Consider the following 19,319-nt stretch of genomic DNA (forward strand, 5'->3'; position numbering starts at 1 on the left):
GCGCCGGACGCCGTATCACACGACGCGTTTACCAGCCGTGGCCGCGGGTCCGGAAGGTTCCCACCATGTCGGCGACGTTGCCGATGACGCCCTTGGTTTTTTCGACGGCATTGCCCAAGTCCTCCACGCGGGGGGACTCGTAGGTCTTTTTGACTTTGGGGAGCGCGACAGGCTCACGAGTTTCGATGCGTTCCATGCGTCACCTATTGGAAAGTTGCCATTTGTCATCAAGCCAAGACAAGGAAAGCCCTTAGTTTTCGCGTGCGCGGAGCCACTCTTCGAGGGAGAGCGCGTGCAGGACCGGCATCAGCTCTTTGCTTCGCCCCGCCACGAGTTCGTCAATCTCCGCGCGGAGAACCGCCGGCTCGATCCATCCGAGCTGCGCGACGAAGGGATCGCGCAACCAGGCGTCCCATCGCGTCCGTTCGTTGGACATGGCCCACAGCGTCCGCGCGGTATTCCCGCCCTTGTCCCGACGGGTACGCACCGACTCGGGAAGCGTGCCGCGCATCGCCTCGCGCAGGATCCATTTGCGGCTCGAGGGGCGCAGCCGAGACCGCGCCGGCGTCCGCAGCGCATGCTCGACGAGAGGACGGTAGAGAAATGGATAGCGCATCTCGACGTGGTCGAATCGCTCGGCTTCGATCGGACTGGGCAGGCCTGCGAGCTGCCGGAGTACGGAATGATCGAACTTTCTCCCCACGCCTCCGAGCGCGGCACGTGCATCGCGAAATCGCTCTCGCGCCGAGGTGGCACGCAAGAAGTCCTTGCGCAAGAATCGAGGGAACCCTTCGCCCGACCTTTCGAAACGAGATTGAACCGCCGCCGGAAAAAGTGGGAGTGCCCCGCATCGACCGAGCACCGTCCACACCGATCCCTTTTCCTCGACGGCAAACTCGAACGCGGCCCGTGCGCCTGCGGAGATCCCGCGACGGACCAGCGCATCGGCAATGAAGAACGGGCGGCCGTCCAAGTAGTGATCGGATCCCGTGCCACTGAGAAGCACGCGTCCTTTCGCCGACAGGACCGCGCCCTCCATCCCAGCACGCATCGCGTGGTGGGCGTTGGGCACCGAGGGCACGTCGGCGTGCGGAGCCTCGCCGCCGTGCCATGCGTGGTACCCGACCAATTTGACATTATCCACCCCCGTGTGTGCCGTCACCGTGTCCACGAAGACGCGCTCGTCGGCGTCGCAGAGATCGTCGTAGATGGTGACGGTGCCCGCCAGCTCCGCGGCCGGCGTGCCCTCGCGTGCGAGCTCCGTGGACGTGCACACGATGGAGGATGAATCGAGGCCGCCCGACAATTGCGACCAGGTTTCCCCCGCACCGCCCAGGTTGAAACGCACCGCCTCGCGAAAGAGCTCTCGAAATCGCGAAATATCGTTCGCTTCGGATGACCCGTCTTCATCCCGCGCGGCAAAGTCCAAGGCCGACCAAAATGGCCGTATCTGCCGAGATGGGCCGACTTGCGCGAGCACGCTTCCCGCCGGGATGGTGCGCACGTCTCGAAGAATGGTGCCTGCGGATCGCGTGCCTCCCTCGACGAGAAAATCGATGACGTATTCTCCCGAGTACGCCTTGCTCACGTGTCGCTCGAGCAGGGCCAGGTGCGAGGAGAACACGACGAGATCGCGGGCATGGGCCGTAAACAGCGATTGCACGCCGAATGGGTCGCGCATCGCCAAGATCTGGCGCGACGCGCGGTCGAAGACCACGACGCCGAAGTCGCCGATCCATCGCTCGACGCGCTCGTCGCCAAGCTCGTTCAAAATGGCGGGCAAACGGCGGCCGTACCCCATATACGCATTGCCGACGGCGATGCGCGCGCCGTGCTCGGCGATGCACGCCCCCGCTGCGGCAAAGGGACCGGCATAGACCGCGGGCGGATCATGCCCGAGCGCGCGAGCGAAGGGTGCCAAATCGGCCTCCGTCACGGGACCGCCGCTGGGGCGGTAGGCGCATACGAACTTCATAGCTCGATATCGGTCAATGGCACATAGGTGGTCAGCGTCTCGCGTGTTTCATCGAGCAGCTGGCCATCGTGTGCGACCCATGCGTGCCCGTCGAAATAGAAAGGGTCGACTCCGAAATGCAGCCGAGCATGCAGGCCTCTGCGGCGCAGAACGAAGCAGAGCGCCATCGAACGCTCGAGGCACTCGGCGCGTCCGGGATACAGCGCACCGGCAACGCGCATCGCACGCACCGCCTGCTCCACGACATCGCGGTTCACCAGCGACGGGCGGCCGCGCGAATGCGCTCGAAGGACGGCCAACGCGCGATGGAGCCCTGCCACCTTCACGAGGGTGCGGGCGGCGGCCAGGGCAAGGATGCACTCCGCCGGCGCGGGCGGAGCGGCGACGATCGCGCGCGTTTCCACGAGCCCGATGCGTTCGAGGTCGACCAGGAAAGCCTGCACATCGGCACCGATGCGTGCACGCGGTGCATCATATTCGTCTTCCAGCCGCTCGACGATGTCGTTCAGACGGGCCGGATGCTCCAGGAGTTCCCAAATGCGCGACCCCATGCCCGAGAAGCGGCGATAACGGCCTCGCCGCATATCGAGCACGATGGTCCGGTCGCGCCACGGGGCGTCGTGCGGGCCGGCGAGCGTGGAGACCGTTTGGCGTCGCGCCCAGACGCGTGGTCCCGAAGGCGAAAACATTGCAACCTACGTTGCCACATCCCTGGGCGCGTATTCAGCCATTCGTACTGGCGCGCGGCGCGGCCGCATTTGGCGCCGCCTGTCGGAACGGTCCTTCTTCTCCGCGATTTAGCGCCAGATGTCGTTGAGCGGAGTGGCAAACTGGTCGTTCTGCGTCATGTTCCCCAGCGCGAGTGCGCTCTCGATGGTGCGCAATACGCTGTAATGGGTGTAACGAACTTGGGACTTGTACCCCGTTTTCGTGATTCCGGGCGACGCGAGCACGATGGTCGGGATCGACTGCCCTGCAAAGTTGTCGTCTTCGTCGAAGGTGATGACCAACAGAGAGCGCTGGCTCGTCCACGCCGGCGAGGTGAGGATCTTCGGGAGGTTGCTCTTGAACCAGGCATCCCCCGTGGCGATCGCGCAATCGTGCATGGTGTTGCAGCTATTGGGCTCGAACCACACGAAATTCGGAGTCGTCGCGGCGGACTTGAGGTCTTCCCACAGCTGCGTGATGGGCTGAATCCGTTCTTTGCATCGCGTGCGATCCGGCCCGCCGATGTTCTGAAAGAACAGAAACGGAAGGTTGTCCGGATCGTAGTGCCCATTCTTCGTGAGGTTGCACGGCGTCCCCATATCCTCGATGTAACCGCGCCACGATTTTCCAACGCCCTCGACGAGATCGCCGAGGTGCGGCGCGCCGATGGTGCCGATGCCTCCGGGCATGGGATTGTCCTGGTGCCCGAAGGTGGATCCCCCGGCCACGGCCATGTAGTTCGGATCGCTCGGATGGATCAGACCGTAGGACTGCGAGAGGGCCACGTTGGCGTTCGCGAGGTCACGCAAATACGGCGCGCGCGACGAACTGCCGATGATCGCGTCGTAACGCACGTTCTCCAGGATGACGAAAAAGACATGGTCGAACGAAGGAACCGCCGATGCGACCGGCGCAGGCACCGCGGGTGCGGGGACCGGCGTCGAAAGCGTCAGCGAAAGATTGTCCGCATAGGAGTCGTTGTATTGATTGCGAAGATTCCTCGCGGATTCACCGACGAATTCCATGGTCACGGAGATGCTCCGCGTTCCAGCAGGCACCCTTCCGCGCGAAGCGCGCTCCAAGAGCCCCGTGGTATTCTGGCGATCCGCGGCGCTGACCGGCCCAACTTTGCCCGTGCCGAGTTGGGCGCCCCTGGCATTGAGAAACGTGGTCGTTACGATGGTCCAAGACGTTTCGCTCGAATAGCCTCCCAACCAACCGGAGAGCTCGTAGTCGACGTTGCCGCCATCGATCGCCGCCGCAGCCGTCGAAACGTCGATCCCTTGTTGAAGGGTGGAATTGCCAACGGGCCCACCGGAGAAGAACTGACTGCCCCGAAGGTCGGGGCCCGCGGTGCTCGGGGACGGAAATCCCTGGCCCGCGTCGTAGCCAACGACGCTAGGGAGTCCGGTGATCTGCCAACCCGGGATGGTCGCGCCGTCGTATCCGCTGACCGACGCGTTCCCACACTCGCCGCCGCCGTTCACGATGAGGTTCGGGCTCCCCGCCGCAGGGCTCGCGGTGACGTCGAAGCGCACCGGATTGGCGAGTTGCGTATAGCCGTTGTCGTACATGTAATAGGCCACGTAGCGTCCCGGCGACAACGCGCTCGTGGACAATGCGACAGAGCCCGCGGCCTTCGGCGTGTAGGACCAAACCAGCGACCCGACGTTGCCAGGGGTCTGCCCCTCGCTATAAATACCGATCCAATTCTTGGCGGCTGCGCGCGCGGTGGCGTAGGAAACGAGAACCGTTTGTCCTTGCGCGTACGCCGTTTGCCCGGCGCAGAGCATGCTGTTCGGCGTCGTCACGAGCGCCGCCGCGGCGTTGGCCGTGCGTGGCACCGCAGCCGCCGATGCCGCCCCCCTCTGCGCGTGGGCGGCAACCGGGACCAGGCCCGGCAAAATCAGTACGAGTCCTTGGAACAATCTCGATCGAAACATCGAATGGCCTCCGCAATCGTGGCGCGCGATGCTGAACTGCAGGCAAGTCGAACGGGTGTCGGTTCGTAAACGTTTCGGAAACCGTCCAACAAGTCGGACGGCGAAACCCGCCCGATGGCACGCCGCTTCGAATGGCCGAGTCCGAGTGGAACCTTGACGCAAACGGCTCCAACTTCGGATCAGCTGATACGAATTTTCGACCGCGCAGATTTCGATCTACTGCAGTTGGTACCAGCGTACCCAGTCCACTTCCATGGTCTTGGTCACGCCGGACGGCAGATCGACGGCGGATGGCGCGGGATTGCCGTACCAGTTTCCGCCGAGGGCCAGATTCAAGATGATGTAGTGACTCTTCTGAAAGGCCGGTTTGTTGTTGGCAAACGAGTTGTTCGCCACCACATTGCCGTCGAGCCGGAACATGATCCGGTCCTTCGACCACTCGACCTCGTAGGTATGGAAAGCGTCGGCGACGCTGGACCCACGGTTGGCCCCCGTTCCCCAATCGGCTTGTCCATTCTCATACCAGTGCAGCGCGGACTTCATCCAACTCGGGTCGTTGGAATGCCATTCCAGGATGTCGATTTCGCCGCATTTCGGCCACGGATTGGATGACGAGATGTTCGCCCCCAAGGTCCAAAAGGCTGGCCACATGCCGTACCCCGACGGCACCTTGATGCTGGCCACGATTTTCCCATAGGTCTTTTCGACTTTGCCTTTGGTATGGATTCGCCCCGAGTAAAACGATCGCGGGCCATAACTGGCGCACCGCGAATCGTTGGGACGGTCGCCCGTACGTTGGGCCGATAGGACGAGCTTTCCATTTCGTACGGCCACGTTCTGTGGGCGCGGGTATTCGAGTTCTCCGGTTCCAAAATTGCAATTGTTGGTCACCGGATCGTAATTGCTGGTGAGCACACTCCAGTTGGCCGTGTTCAATTGATTGCCGTCGAATTCGTCCGACCAGACCAGATTCCAGCTGGCCGCAAGCGGATGCTCGCTCGCCGCGGAGGCTTCCGAGGCCGGCGGCGGTGCGTCGACGTCTTCCGCGGACGCCGAACACCCGTACGCGGCCGTCGCCCATGCGAGGAACGCTGCCCTCCGAACATGGGCAATCATTCGACCGGACCGATCGAGGCGGCGAGTCCGTTGAACCCGGCGAAGATTTTGGCAAACTCGTAGGGCTGCTGGGTGACGTTCGTGCACACCGCGAGGTCGCCGTGGCATGCGTTGGCGTCGCGTCCCTGCTCCCAATACGAGAGCATGCCCAAGTGCACGGAGGCCGCGAAATTCACCAGGGTGCGTGCGTCCTTCTGCAGGAAAATCTCGTTGCCCGAGTCGTTCACCCCCAACATGGGCGTGACGCCGACCTTCTTCCAGGCTGCAGCGTCGGATAGCCCATAGAGCGATTTCAATTGAGCCATGGTCGCCTTGGCCGCCGATACCGCCTTGGCGCCCTGGTCGCCGGGACCTTCGTAGTAGTCCATCGCCATGATGTTGACCATGTCGAGCGGGACGTTCGCGGCCTTCGCCGCCTTCACCACGTTCAGCCCATTGGCGTCCAATCCATTGGGCATCACCGGCAAGGTCAGCGAGATCTTCAAGCCCGAGTTGCGACCGGCCACGATGGCCAACGCTTGCGATCGGCGCGTGATGGACGCGGGATCGGCCACGGCCGCGCCTTCGATGTCCAAATCGATGTACTTCAAGGCGTAGGCCTTGACCACAGCGTCGTACTCGTTGGCCAAGGAGTCGACCGTCATGCAATTTTGCGCAAGCTCGATGCCGCTGGCCCCGCCGAACGAGACTTTGACGTCTCCGCCCGCCGCTCGAATCTTGGCAATTTCCTCCTTCTGCCACCCCGCACGGGGATCGTAGGCATTGAACCAGCTTGCCTTGCAACCCGCGGCCGTGACGAATCCGAGGGTAAAACTCTTCACCCCCGATTTGCTGGCCATGGCGGACAGCGACGGCGTGGGCCACTCGCCCATATCCACATAGGGCGCAACGGACGAAGCGGTAGCCGCATGGCCGGGGATGGGATGCCCAGCCGCGAATAGGAATGCGGCCATGGCCACGAACGGCAATGTCTTTCGCACGATGAACCTCCAGCGACGGTGATGGTGTGCCACGTCGAAGCGTCTTCGCGCTTCACTGCAGAAGGCATTCCAATCACGAAATCGTGAAATCGCGCGGTCGCGAGGGAGATGGTCAACGGGATCATGATCGCACCGATCATCCCGAATACGGCCACGTCACTCGCCCTACTTTAGCTCCAATTGCGCCGTTCGAACGACACCGCGCTCCGCGCTGGGCCCGAGGTCAGTTGGCGTAGGCTTCCAGCTCGTAGATTCGAGCAGCCGTATCGCTATCGTTCGTGGGGGTGATGACGTCCAGCCGGATGTACCGTGCCGTCACCGGAGCAAAGGTGTGGGTGGTGACGTCGGCCGTGTTGGCGCGGGCCTGGGCGACCGTGGTCCATTGCATACTGTCGTTGCTGACCTGAAGATCGAAATCCCGCGTATTCCACGCCACTTTTTCGCCACCGGCGCCGGAGTGGCGCACCACGAACTTGCCGACTTGCTGCGCGCTCCCCAAGTCGACCTGCAGCCATTTCTCGGCGTCGAGTGCGCACCATTTGTCCGAGTTTCCGCCGGTCCAGCTGCCGTTCACGGCCTTCCCCGCCGCTTCCGCGGCCGCGCATTGACTGGACGCCGTCGCGGGTTTGCCGAGCGCGAGGTTCTGCGTCGTCTGCGGAACGTAAAGTGCGATGTCGGTCAGGCTCGCGCTGCCTTCGTACACGTTGGTGTACAAGTCGCCGATGACGAAATAGTCCGGGTAGGCCGACCCGGCCGGCCACTGGTCGGGCCACTGCGCCGATCCGTGGTCGTCGTTCTGGACCAAGGTGCCGTTGAACCGGCCGTCGTATTCGCTGGCCGTGGTGTTGTAATGCCAAATCGGCACGTTGCTGACGACGAAGGGTCGCGTAAACCGCAACGTACGATACCCCGAGCGGGCGAAATTGCCGGTGACCTCGAGCGTGTACGCCGTCGCGCTGCGTTCGATGGCAAAGGAGTAGAATTGATTGGGCATCAGCTCGGGCTGGAGCTCCCCTGCGGTCGAGAGCTGGTTTTCCGCGACGCCGCCGGAGCAGGTCGTCATGAACCACTGGGAATTGCCAGGAACCCCTCCGGGGCCCGGCGTCCAGTTGGGCATGCCGCTGATCCACATGTTGACGGTATTGAAGTTGCTGTCGCGGTAATTGTAATACGTATTCGTGGAGGCATCGCAAATCCGTCCGCCGGTCCCCGTGCCGATGCGGTCGGGATGCTGCGAGAAGGAGTCCATCAGCACCTTGCGGTGGTAGTGCCAGAAATGGTTGTTGCGCGGCGCCGGATTGGCAAAATCCACGATGGTGAGAAAGTGAAAACCATTGTAGCCGTAGGGCCCGTTGCGCACGCTCTGCCATTCACAATACGGTGCCGAGGCGTCACCGCTCCAGCCCGGCGTATTCTGGCCTTCGCCCCACGGGTGCTGCGTCTTGCAGCCCGCTGTGCTGTATCCATTGGTGCGACCATCGTAGTCGATGGTTCCATTGCGCTTGCCGCCAAAGTCGAGGGTCTTGAGCTTGTACTCGATGCGGTACTGATCGGGCAGCCGGTTCGTGGGGCGAAAGATGGCCCCGCCCGTGCTCTCCGGGACCCGAAGCACCGCGACCTTCTCGCTGCCCAAGGCCTGCGTCGTGATGGAAGGCGGCGACTCGATGACGCCGTCCTTGTCGAAGTCGCGTGCGGATAGGGACGCGGTGAGCCATCCATTCTGTCCAAGGCGGATATCCTTGCGGTACGTATGGAACGAGGCCAGCGCCGTGTCCCACGCCGATCCGTAATCATTGTGATACCACAGGCCCGGGTCGTCGCTGATGGTGTCGAAGCCGGTTGCATACGTGTCGCGCACCCACGGCGCGGCGTTGCTGTCGAGTGGCGTGGTGAAGTTCTCGAGGTACAGAAGCCTCCAACCGGGTGGGGCTGCGGCGCTCAGCTTCGCGGAGCTCGTGCCGGACGGGGCTGCCCCCGGCTCCGGGGGCGCCGTATCCTCCGTGCATCCGCCCATGGCCAAAAGGGTCGTCGCCGCGAGCGCGGGCGCGTGTCGCATAAACATTGGAGCTCTCCCTTCCGTTACTTCGGGTCGAGGTACTGGGCCGCGTTGTCCTTGGTGATCTGGGGAGACGGAACGACGGTGTCCTTTTCCACCTTTGCCCCGCCGAGAATCTGCATCGCCCGGTCGAGGGCCATGCCGCCGATGGCCTTGGGGCTGTTCAAACCCGTCACGGCGTAGCTGCCCCCCGCCATGATGGCCTGGAGGGCCTCGCGTTGTCCGTCGACCCCCGCAACGACAATCTGCTTGGATTTGCCCGCCGCATCGATGGCCCGTTGCGCACCGAGGCACATGGCGTCGTTCTCGCAAAAGACGGCGGCGAGATCAGGCTGCGTCGCCAAGAGGCTCTCCATGATGGTAAGCCCGCCGTCGGAGCCCCAGCCGCCAAAGCCAGGTGCGTCCACGACGGTGATGCCGGGAGCCTTGGCGAGCGATGCCTTCAGCCCATTGGTCCGCGCCAGGCCGATGCTGTTGTCCGCGGGGCCGCCCTTGATGATGGCCACCTTGCCCGTGCCGGACAAATGCTTCGTCAAGAACTCGCCGTCTTGTCGGCCAATGGCTTCATTGTCCGGTCCAATCCAGCTCGTATAGTCGCCGCTGCCGAATTTTCGGTCGACGAGCACCACGGGCTTGGCCGCCGCCTTGATCGCGTTGAGCGCGGCGGGGGCCGATTCCAGGGGTCCGCCGGAGATGATGACGGCATCGACGCTCTTGCTGAGCAGATCTTCCACGTCGGCCGCAAGCTTTGCCGCATCGCCGTTCGCGTCCGTGCTGATGACGCGCACGGTGACGTCGCCCGCCGTCTTGGCTTTGGCCTGCGCCGCGATGGCCGCGTCCATGCCGCTGAAATAGGGCCCGCTCAACATGAAATTCGCGACGCCGATGGTGTACGACTTTCCAGCATTCGCCTTTTCCGCTTTTTCGGATTTGCAGGCCGTGCCCGCGGCGAGAACCCCGGTCAAAAGCAAAGCCCCCAGTCGATGGCTCTTCATTGCTGTCTCCAAGAAGATATGGGTCAGGTCGTGCGAAATCGGTTCGTGCGCTGCACGAGGATGACCGCGACGATGATGAGGCCCTTGAGGACCTGTTGCCAGAAACTCTGCACGCCATACAGGTTGAGCAAATTGTTGATGAGCACCAAAACGAGAACACCGCCGAACGTCGCCTTCGCGGAGCCACGTCCGCCGGCCAGATTGGCTCCGCCGATGACGCAGGCCGCGATCGCGTCCAATTCGAATGCGACGCCCACACTGGGTTGAGCAATGCCGACCCGGCTGGCCAGAATGACGCCGGCCAAGCCCGCGCATGCCCCGCTGAGGATGTAGGCGCCGATGACGTGCCGGCGCACGTCGATGCCCGCGAGGCGGACCGTTTCGGCATTGCCACCAATGGCCACGATGGATCGGCCCGCCGGCGTGTGCTCGAGAAACACGCTCCCGGTCACGAAGACCGCCAGCATGATGAGCGACGCGAGCGGAATGGCCCCGATCATCGCGGAGCCGAGCACGAGAAAGGAGGGATCGGCCGGCGAGATCGGGATTTCCGAGTAAACGAAGGCCAATCCTCGAATGGTGGTCAGCGACGCCAGTGTGACGACGAACGGAGCGAGCGCGAACCAGGCCACGAGCGCACCGTTGATCGCGCCGAAGCCGATTCCACTGACGACGCCGATGGCCATGGCCAACGGGATGGGCAATCGGGCCACCAAGCCGGCCGTGACGATGCCGGCAAACGCCACGACCGAGCCGACGGAAAGATCGATACCACCGGTTAGGATGACGACCAGCATCCCGAACGAGAGCAGGCCGACGGTCACCATTTGCTTGAGCAAGTTGGTGATGTTCGCTTGGGTGAGAAATGCACTCGACGTGGAGGCGGCCACCACGACGAAAAGGGCGATGACCAGGGCGAATCCGAGCGGGCCGGAGATACCGCGGATGCCCGATTTCATGACACGTCCGACGCGCGGGCCCGTGATGGGCTCTTGATGGCGAGTGTGAGGGTCTGGTCTTCGGTGGCCTGGGCCGAACGAAGCTCGCCGGCGATACGACCTTGGTTCATCACCAAGATCCGATCCGTGGCGCCGATGACCTCCGTCAGATCCGAGGAGATGAGCAAGATCGCCAATCCCTGCCGGGCCAATTCGTCGATGACGCGGTAAATGTCGACCCGGGCCGCCATATCCACGCCTCGTGTCGGCTCATCGAGCAGAAGAACACGCGGGTGCGTGAGCAACCATTTGCCCAGCACGACCTTTTGCTGATTGCCGCCACTGAGATGCATGGCCTGCATCGAGACACAGTCCGCGGGGCGGATGCCCAGCTCCTCCACCATTCGTGCAACGTCGCGCGTTTGCCTTTGGGCGTCGAGCAGAGGGCGCCACCCCCGCGTGCCGTTCGCGTGCCACGTGGTCATCGACATGTTGTCGCGCACGGTCATTCCGAGCACGAGACCGCTGCGCGCCCTGTCTTCCGTGACCAGGGCCACACCGGCACGGATGGCCGCGGCCGGGTTTGGGAATCCCCTGGCTTCGGGCTCCGCACCGAAAATGCATCGGGCCAATTCACTGCGCCCGGAGCCGACGAGGCCGAACAACCCCACGATTTCGCCCGCGCGAAGGCGAAACGAGATATCCGTGAATTGCCCCGGACGACTCAATCCGTCGACGGCGAAAAGCACGTCGCCGGGCTTACCGCGGCGGTCTGGATAGACCTGCTCCAGGCGCCGCCCGGCCATGAGCCGGATCAATTCCTGCTCGCTCGTCTTCGCGGGCACCGTCGTCTCGATGACATGGCCGTCCTTGATCACCACGATCGACGTGGCCAGATCGAGCACTTCGGCCAGGCGATGCGATACGTAGATGACCAAAACACCGCGCGCTCGCAGCTGGCGCACCAATGCAAACAATGCCTCCAAATCCGCGCCCGCGAGCACGGCCGAAGGCTCATCGAGCACCAAGATGCGCGGCTCGCTGACCAGCGCCTTGGCAATCTCCACCATCTGCTGGCGCGCGACCGATAGCCGCCGCGCCTTGGTCCGCGGGTTGATCGAGCCGAAGCCCGCCCGATCGAGCAGCGCCTGGGCCCGCGCATGCGCCGCAACCCAGTCGATCATGCCGAATCGGAGCGGAAAGGTGCCCATCAGCAGGTTCTCGGTGACCGAGAGCTCCGGCACGAGGGACATCTCTTGGTAAACGGTGCGTATCCCGAGATCGTGCGCATCGTGCGGTGAGCGCAGGTCGACCCGCGCGCCGTCCACCCACATTTCGCCGGCGCTCATGGACAGCGCACCGGATAGGATTTTGATCAGTGTCGACTTTCCCGCACCGTTCGCGCCAACCACGGCCAGGACCTCGCCCGCACCCCCACGCAGATCGACACCATGCAGGACCTTCACCCCGCTGAAGTCCTTTTGGACACTGCGAAGTTCGAGACGGCTCATTCGAAGGCGTCCATCACCACGACGGTCTTTTGCCGTGTGAAATCGAGCACGGTTTCGTGCAGGCTCTCGCGATAGCCTCCCGTGTCCTTGGTCCCGCCAAAGGGCAGATTCTCTGCGCGCAGTGCCGTCGAGCCGTTGATCATCACGCTGCCGACATCGAGCAACTTGGCCAAGCGGAAGGCGTTGGAAACATCGCGTGTGAATACGGCGGCGTGCAAGCCATAGGGGGAGTCGTTGGCCAGCCGCACGGCCTCGAGGGGGTCCGAAAATCGCGCGACCGGCGCCACCGGGCCGAAGATCTCCTCGGCGAAGGCGGGGCTCGCCTGGGGCACGCCCACGAGAACCGTCGGGTCCACGAAGGCGCCCCGCCGGGAGCCACCGGCGACCAGGCGCGCACCGTCGGATACGAGACGCTGCACCGCGGACTCCACGCGATGGGCGGCTTGCTCGGCGATGAGCGGCCCCACATCGGTGGTGTCGAGGAGCTGGTCGCCGACCACCAGCCGCTCCGTTTGCTCGAGCAGCGCGGCGACGAAAGCATCGTGCACGCCTGCCTGCACGTAAACGCGTTTCACCGCACAACAGATTTGCCCATTGCCACGGGCCAATCGGCCGAGCACGACCGCCTTCGCGGCGGCGGCGACGTCCGCGTCGTCGCACACGATGAGTGCATCATTGCCTCCGAGCTCCAGCATGACCTTTTTCAAGGTCTGCGCCCCGAGCCGGGCGATCTCGCGACCGGCGGCGGTGCTCCCGGTGAGCGTGACCGCCGCAATGCCCGGGAGCTGCGCGAGAAGTTGGGATACCCGCACCTCACCGGTCACCAATTGGTGCGCGGGCTCGGGTATGCCGGCTTCGCGAATCAGCTCCGCAATACGAATCAGCGTGAGCGGGCAGCGGGTCGGCGGTTGCACGATGACGGCATTGCCCGCGGCCAGCGCAGCCGCACCTTTGTGGGCATAGAGCTCGACGGGGTAGTTGAACGGCACGAGCGCGGCCACCGGCCCAATCGGCTCGCGAAGTGTCACGGCCAGGTGACGCTCCAGGCCGGGCACGGCATCGAGCGGGATCTGCCGGCCGAACAAGCGCGTCGCCTCAGCCGCATAGCCGCGAAAAATGCGAATGGCCGCATCAATCTCACCTTGGGTTTGCCGAATGGGTTTACCGTTTTCGCGCGCGAGCAACTTGGCAAGGCTTCCCTTTTCGGACTCGATCCGGGTCGCCACGCCCAGAAGCAGCCGTGCGCGCTCATGGGCCGGGATCTTCGAGATCACACGCTGCCCTTCCTGCGCCACGTCGACGGCTTGCGTGATCTGCTCGTCGGTCATGGCCGTGATCTGGCCAAGCACTTCTCCGGTACCCGGGTTGCGGACCTCGATGACCGAGCCAGCCTTCGGCGTAACGATGGACATGGGAGCGCTCCTCGCGAAGCGCAGCCCGGCCACGCCGAGCTGCGATCTTCAGCCTCGATTCAATGATGATAACGATCATCATTTACCCGCAACAAGAGCGAAGTCAATGCACAGAACGACATCGACCGCACATGGAGAAACGGCATGGCGAGATCGGGTGGGATTTGCGTGGAATCTGCAGGCTTGGAGGTGGCGACCGTCCAGCTTTTCACCTGGAGCCTACCTCAGCACGCCGCTCTAAGCCTCGCGCTCCGAGCGACCCGACGCGGAAACGTCATGGCATGAGCCGTCTCCATTGTCTCGCTTTCGCATGTCGAAAGACATCCGACTACTCGCATTCGGGGCGCTGCGAGAGACGGTTTTTCGCTACGTCGCGAGAGTGCGTACCACCCACGCATTGGCCTTACTGGCATCGAGAAAGCGCGTCCGATACCATACGTAACTCTGAAAGGAGCAGCTATTGAATCGACTTAGCTTTTCCGGCGCACTCATCGCCCTCTTGGCCGCATCGGCCGTGATGGTTTCCGGCAGGTTTTCTCTAGCCGCGGCCGGCGTGCCCACCGCCACAACCCTTACATCTTCGAACCCTGCCGCCGTTCATGGTGAGAAGATCGTATTGACCATTCATGTGCAAACGGAAGATGGCAAAGAACCGTCGGGGATCATCAAAATACACGATGGCCCGTCCAGCGTGCTTACCGCGTCGTATCCAGCCGAACGAGAGTTTGCTGTCTCGACCCTGACGACACGCAAGCACGAGCTTTTCGCCGAATTCGTTGGAGACGGCACAGTGGGCTCCTCCCGCTCGGCAGTCCTCGAGCAGGCTGTCAACAAGGCCACCACGACCACCACGATTCTCCTCAAGGGAAATCCGCTGCGCGCGGGCAGCCCTGTTCGATACAACGTCATCGTGCGTCCCGTCGCTCCCAGCGACGCTGCTTTCGCAGTCTTTGGGCACGTTCGATACGAGGGTGGGGGCGCCCCGAGCCAGACGGAAATCTACGATACATTGAGCAACTTCGTAGCCTTGGGGCCCACTCCGGAAAAGGCGGCTTCGCTTACGTTCAACGCTAATTTCGAGGGATCTGACGACTACAATCCGAGTGCGTCAGCCCCCGTCGTTCAAACCATCGTCGAGAGCGGAACGACGATGTCGGTCTCGAACGACACCATCCGGGAAGGCTCGACAATCTCCTGGATCGCCGCGCTGGAAGGCGCGCCGGGTGACTGGGTCGGCACGATTCGCTATAGCGAAGGTGGCATTGTGCTGGTCGAGGCGAGACCGACCCCCTCGGGCTACGCCGAAACTACGAGTCCACGCTTGGCCATCGGTCGTCATTCCATCCTCGCAGAGTACGTCGGCGATTCGTCGCATGGGGCCGTATCCACCACGAAGGTCGTCGACGTTCTGCCGAAAGAGCCGCCGGAAATCTCTTTGAGCAAATATTTGATCTCGCGGCCAAGTCCATCCTTCTATGGCAAAAATGTTACTATGGTGACCCCCGCGGAGCTATATACGTATCAGTCGAAGACTTTCGAGTTCTTCGATGGGGATCAACTCTTAGGGCGTGGAAGAGGTGTGGTTCTGCCGGCACCGCATGTGATGTCGATTCACGGCGAACTGGAAACATGCGTCCTCGGGCCCGGCGTCCATTCACTTTTTGCTCGCTCCCTAGAAGCTGACGCTGCAGCCGGACCGCCTCCGCCTCCTCGATGGGCCTACATCGATCACGAGGTGTTGGGCGATCACGATGCAGGTCCTTATTCCGGTGCCTGCCCCATCGGCGATGCGGGAGCCGATGCCGACGCGGAGATCCCACCCGACGCTGGAACGCCACCCGACGCCGGACCACCCGACAATCCGACATCGGGAGGCGAGTCATCGGGTTGTCAGAGTTCGAATCAAGCGGTTTCGATGGAAGGGGCAATGGGCCTATTCGCCGTCCTCGGGGGCGCATTCTTTTTGCGAAAAAGACGTCGGACGAACCAACATTGAAGGAGAGCGTGCCGTCGGCTATGGTGTACGTCCCATGATGAAGTTCTCCGTGTTCTTGCTCGGCTGAGCGCCCCCCCTGGCGCTCCTCGTTCGCCCGCGACGCGTTTCGTCGTGTGGCGGTGGTTTGTCCCGAGCTGAACAACACGGAGATTGCAAATGCCTCATCATGTCGCGCTGTCTGCAGCGCAGATCGAACAGTTCGTTCTCGATGGCTTCGTTCGGATCGACGAAGCTTTTCCTCGGGATCTCGCCGCCGCGTGCCGCCGGATCCTATGGCTCGCCACCGGCTGCAAGGAGGATGACCCCTCGACGTGGACGCGTCCCGTCGTGCGCATCGGCGAGATCCCGAACCCGCTCTTCCGCGACGCGGCCAGCACGCCGCGGTTGTGCGCCGCCTACGATGCGCTCGTGGGGCCCGGGCGCTGGCTGCCTCGCGGCAGCCTCGGCACATTTCCGATCCGCTTCCCGTCGGTGGAGGATCCGGGCGACTGCGGCTGGCACATCGACGCGAGCTTCGGCACGGAGGGCGAACCCGATTTCTTGAAGTGGCGCGCGAACGTCGCCTCGAAAGGCCGCGCGCTGCTCATGCTGTTCCTCTTCTCCGACACGGGCGAGGACGACGCGCCGACGCGCATTCGCGTTGGCTCGCACCTCGACATGGCCCGCCGGCTCGCCCCCCACGGCGAGGCAGGGCTGACGCTCGGCGAGCTCGCGAGCACGGAGTTCGCCGAGTCGGCCCACTGCCCCGAGGTGCTCGCGACCGGAGCGGCCGGCACGGTGTACCTGTGCCATCCCTTCCTCGTGCACGCGGCGCAGCCCCACCGAGGACGCGCCCCGCGCTTCCTCGCGCAACCGCCGTTGCTTCCCAGGGAACCGGTGGATCCCATGCGATCGGAGGCATCGCCCGTCGAACGCGCCATCCAGCTCGCACTGGACGAAAACGACCGCGGAGGAAGATTGCGCCACGGGGGCCCGTAGCAATACCCGCCATGCCCAATGTTCATCGGATCCCTCTCGTTTTTGCCACCCTCTTCGCAATAGCCTTCACCGCCAGCGCGTGCGCGTCGAACGATGCATCGGCCACCAACGGCACGGACATCCATGACAGCGGCAAGACCGACTCGGCGGCGGTGAGCCCCACCGAGGCGTGCACCGCGTACGTGCGGTGCACGTCGAATACGAGCCCCGCCGACCTCGGGGTCATCGTGGACGCGTACGGCGACCATGGCTCGTGTTGGCAGCAGAATGATACGTCCGTGTGCAGCCAAGGCTGTCTTTTGGGCCTTCGCCAGGCGCGGGCCGCGGTTCCGGACGAACCCACCTGTAAGACGTGCTTTTCCGACGCCGAGTGCGAATGGCCAGGAAAGCCGTCGTGCGACACCACCGCCGGCCTATGCGTACCGTGCAGCGGCGGCCCGGGCACCTGCGGAACGGGCAACCCGCCGCTCCCGGATGCGAAATACGTCTTCGTGACGAGCAAGACCTTCGACGGCAATCTGGGAGGCCTCGACGGCGCCGATGCCAAATGCCAACAGCTTGCGGCGGCCGCCAAGCGCCCCCTTCCCGGTACCTACCGCGCGTGGCTCAGCATCAATGACACCTTCAGCGGGGGAACCAAGTCGAGCCCCTTGTACCGATTTCCCCATGGCGACGTCCCCTACGTTCGAACCGACGGCACGGTGATTGCCAAAAATTGGGACGCTCTGGTCTCGGGCAGGCTCGAAGCCACCATCCACTGGGACGAAAACGGGAACGCTCTCGAGCTGGCTCCGTACAACACGGGGGTGTGGACCAACACGAACTCGAGCGGAGCGGCCTACCGTGACTCGCAAATCATGAGCGATTGCCGCGGATGGAAGTCGAATGAAGCGCCGGGCCCCACGGGCTCGTATCCCACGGTCAGGGGCTGGTCCAGCACGTACACCGAGAAGGACTACGATTGGACGCAGGGCGTCGAAAACAGTTGCGCCGTCTCGTTGCGGCTCTATTGCTTCCGGCAGTGAGCCGAGATGCTCAATCGAGCATCGGCACGAGATCCGGATCGCCCTTGGCCATCGCGCGCCGGTAGGCCGGCCGCTCGCCGATGCGTTGCAGGTACGCAAGGATGCCCGGATACGGCCGCAGGTCGACGGGCTGGAAACGCCGCATCGTGGTGAGCGAGAACACGCTCATGATGTCCGCAGCCGTGAATTCGCTCCCGGCGAAATAGGTGGCCTCGCGCAGGCGCGCATCCACCCATTGCATGACACGATCGAGCCGCATCTGCACCGACGCCTGCGCGGGATGGTCCACCGGCAAGCCCGCGCGGCTCACCATCATGAGCCGGAGCATCGCGGGCTGCAGGTTGCCGTTGGAGAAATGGAACCAGTAGAGAAAGGCGGCGTAGTCCGGATGCTCGGGGTCGAGCCGGAGGCGGCCACCCCCATGCCTGACGAGGATGTATTCCACGATGGCGGCCGACTCCGCGAGTAGCAGGTCGCCGTCCTCGAGCAGCGGCGCGGCGCCGAGCGGATGCCGCGCACGAAGCTCGGGCGGCGAGAGGCGCGTCATCGCGTCGCGTCGGTAATGCCGCAGTTCGTAGGGAATGCCTATCTCTTCGCAAAGCCAGACGATGCGCTCGGATTGCGAGTGGCCAAGGTGATGGATCGTGAGCAGGGGTGCCTTGCGCGTCTCGTTGTCGGTCATGGCGTCAACCTAGGTCTCCGCGTCGCCCATTTCATGCCAGGACCTCTCCGCTTCATGCCTAATCTTCTCTATGAATGGAAGAACGGAGCATCGGCGGTGCTAGGCTACCCGCATGAACCTTGCCGATCTCGCCGATCTCGCTGCGCGGCAGCTTCCGCGATCGAGCGGCTCCGGCAGCCAATATGTGCGTCCTTTGCCGAAGCTCGGCATTCTCCGGCATCACCGGCCGACATCGTTCGAAGCGGCGATCTACGATCCCGTCATCATCCTAATCCTCCGCGGGCGCAAAGAAACGGTCCTTGGCGCCGATTCGTTCCCGATGGGCGTTGGGGAGTGTCTGCTCGTCAGCCACGACCTTCCCGTGATCGCGCGCGTCACGAAAGCGCCCTATGTCGCGCTGCTGTTCGACATCGAGTTGGAGACGTTGCGCGACCTCTATCGCGAGATGGCCGACGTCTCGCCCTCGACCACGGAGCCTCGCTCGCTCTCCGTCCATGCGTGCGATGCGTCACTCGTCGATGCGCTCGCCCGCTATGTGGCGCTGGCCGGTACGCAGATGGATGCTGCCGTACTCGGGCCGCTGATCACGCGCGAGATTCACTATCGACTGGCCACCGCCCCCTTCGGCGGAATGCTGCGCAGCCTGATCCGCCACGATAGTCACGCTAGCGCGATCGCGCGCGCCATCACGCAGTTGCGGCGCGACTTTCGGTCGCCCATCGAGATCCCGCAGCTTGCGCGCAACGTCGGAATGAGTCTTTCTTCGTTTCACAAGCACTTCAAAGCGATCACCGCATCGTCGCCTCTTCAGTTCCAAAAGGACCTGCGGCTCCTCGAGGCGCGCCGTCTGCTGCGCACGGGCGCAACTTCGGTTTCGGCGGCGGCCTTCGACGTCGGCTACGAAAGCCCCACCCAGTTCAGTCGAGAGTACACGCGCAAGTTCGGCGCCTCCCCCAAGCAAGATATTCCTACGCCTTGAGGAGGCGCCGGCTCCCCGGCCGCGT

Annotated in this window: 15 protein-coding genes and 1 pseudogene; 4 read left to right on the top strand and 12 right to left on the bottom strand. The window is 63.6% G+C overall.

The window, feature by feature from the left end; genetic code table 11:
* Nucleotides 1–28: 28 nt before the first annotated feature.
* The 11 genes and pseudogenes from LVJ94_26495 to LVJ94_26545 all read right to left on the bottom strand — a co-directional run bounded on the left by LVJ94_26495 (nucleotide 29) and on the right by LVJ94_26545 (nucleotide 13,634).
* Complete coding sequence (locus LVJ94_26495; protein ID WXB00461.1) at nucleotides 29–196, bottom strand: hypothetical protein; 168 nt, start codon at nucleotides 194–196, stop codon at nucleotides 29–31.
* 54 nt (nucleotides 197–250) lie between these two features.
* Nucleotides 251–1,975, bottom strand: a complete 1,725-nt coding sequence (locus LVJ94_26500) for an asparagine synthase-related protein (protein WXB00462.1) — start codon at nucleotides 1,973–1,975, stop codon at nucleotides 251–253.
* On the bottom strand, nucleotides 1,972–2,664 hold the full coding sequence (locus tag LVJ94_26505; protein ID WXB00463.1) for a lasso peptide biosynthesis B2 protein: 693 nt from the start codon (nucleotides 2,662–2,664) through the stop codon (nucleotides 1,972–1,974). The genes LVJ94_26500 and LVJ94_26505 overlap by 4 nt, the downstream gene beginning before the upstream one ends.
* A 108-nt stretch (nucleotides 2,665–2,772) precedes the next feature.
* Nucleotides 2,773–4,626 carry an alkaline phosphatase family protein gene (locus tag LVJ94_26510; protein ID WXB00464.1) on the bottom strand — a complete coding sequence of 618 codons (1,854 nt, stop codon included), beginning with the start codon at nucleotides 4,624–4,626 and terminating at the stop codon, nucleotides 2,773–2,775.
* 225 nt (nucleotides 4,627–4,851) lie between these two features.
* Nucleotides 4,852–5,742 (bottom strand): annotated as a pseudogene (locus LVJ94_26515) (glycoside hydrolase family 16 protein).
* Nucleotides 5,739–6,722, bottom strand: coding sequence for a chitinase (locus LVJ94_26520; protein ID WXB00465.1), 984 nt, complete (start codon nucleotides 6,720–6,722; stop codon nucleotides 5,739–5,741). The pseudogene LVJ94_26515 and the gene LVJ94_26520 overlap by 4 nt, the downstream one beginning before the upstream one ends.
* Before the next feature lie 223 nt (nucleotides 6,723–6,945).
* On the bottom strand, nucleotides 6,946–8,784 hold the full coding sequence (locus LVJ94_26525; GenBank protein ID WXB00466.1) for a discoidin domain-containing protein: 1,839 nt from the start codon (nucleotides 8,782–8,784) through the stop codon (nucleotides 6,946–6,948).
* A 17-nt stretch (nucleotides 8,785–8,801) separates the two neighbouring features.
* Nucleotides 8,802–9,773, bottom strand: a complete 972-nt coding sequence (locus LVJ94_26530) for a substrate-binding domain-containing protein (protein ID WXB00467.1) — start codon at nucleotides 9,771–9,773, stop codon at nucleotides 8,802–8,804.
* A gap of 23 nt (nucleotides 9,774–9,796) precedes the next feature.
* Nucleotides 9,797–10,732, bottom strand: a complete 936-nt coding sequence (locus LVJ94_26535) for an ABC transporter permease (GenBank protein ID WXB00468.1) — start codon at nucleotides 10,730–10,732, stop codon at nucleotides 9,797–9,799.
* Nucleotides 10,729–12,222, bottom strand: coding sequence for a sugar ABC transporter ATP-binding protein (locus LVJ94_26540; protein ID WXB00469.1), 1,494 nt, complete (start codon nucleotides 12,220–12,222; stop codon nucleotides 10,729–10,731). The genes LVJ94_26535 and LVJ94_26540 overlap by 4 nt, the downstream gene beginning before the upstream one ends.
* Nucleotides 12,219–13,634, bottom strand: a complete 1,416-nt coding sequence (locus LVJ94_26545) for an aldehyde dehydrogenase family protein (GenBank protein ID WXB00470.1) — start codon at nucleotides 13,632–13,634, stop codon at nucleotides 12,219–12,221. The genes LVJ94_26540 and LVJ94_26545 overlap by 4 nt, the downstream gene beginning before the upstream one ends.
* A gap of 460 nt (nucleotides 13,635–14,094) precedes the next feature.
* Between LVJ94_26545 and LVJ94_26550 the strand changes: the two genes are divergently transcribed.
* From LVJ94_26550 to LVJ94_26560, 3 genes are all read left to right on the top strand, one after another.
* Nucleotides 14,095–15,630 carry an Ig-like domain-containing protein gene (locus LVJ94_26550; GenBank protein WXB00471.1) on the top strand — a complete coding sequence of 512 codons (1,536 nt, stop codon included), beginning with the start codon at nucleotides 14,095–14,097 and terminating at the stop codon, nucleotides 15,628–15,630.
* A 156-nt stretch (nucleotides 15,631–15,786) separates the two neighbouring features.
* Nucleotides 15,787–16,608: a phytanoyl-CoA dioxygenase family protein gene (locus tag LVJ94_26555; GenBank protein WXB00472.1), complete on the top strand. Its 822-nt coding sequence runs from the start codon at nucleotides 15,787–15,789 to the stop codon at nucleotides 16,606–16,608.
* Nucleotides 16,609–16,619: 11 nt separating this feature from the next.
* Nucleotides 16,620–17,633, top strand: coding sequence for a hypothetical protein (locus LVJ94_26560; protein WXB00473.1), 1,014 nt, complete (start codon nucleotides 16,620–16,622; stop codon nucleotides 17,631–17,633).
* Nucleotides 17,634–17,643: 10 nt separating this feature from the next.
* Here the strand turns inward: LVJ94_26560 and LVJ94_26565 are convergent, their stop codons facing one another.
* Entirely contained in the window at nucleotides 17,644–18,315 is a 672-nt protein-coding gene (locus tag LVJ94_26565; protein ID WXB00474.1) for a glutathione S-transferase, read from the bottom strand.
* A 112-nt stretch (nucleotides 18,316–18,427) separates the two neighbouring features.
* Between LVJ94_26565 and LVJ94_26570 the strand changes: the two genes are divergently transcribed.
* A complete protein-coding gene (locus LVJ94_26570; GenBank protein WXB00475.1) occupies nucleotides 18,428–19,294 on the top strand; it encodes an AraC family transcriptional regulator in 867 nt (288 codons plus the stop codon).
* Nucleotides 19,295–19,319 lie beyond the last annotated feature (25 nt).

The organism is Sorangiineae bacterium MSr11367 (assembly GCA_037157805.1).
Taxonomy (GTDB): Bacteria; Myxococcota_A; Polyangia; order Polyangiales; family Polyangiaceae; genus Pendulispora; species Pendulispora rubella.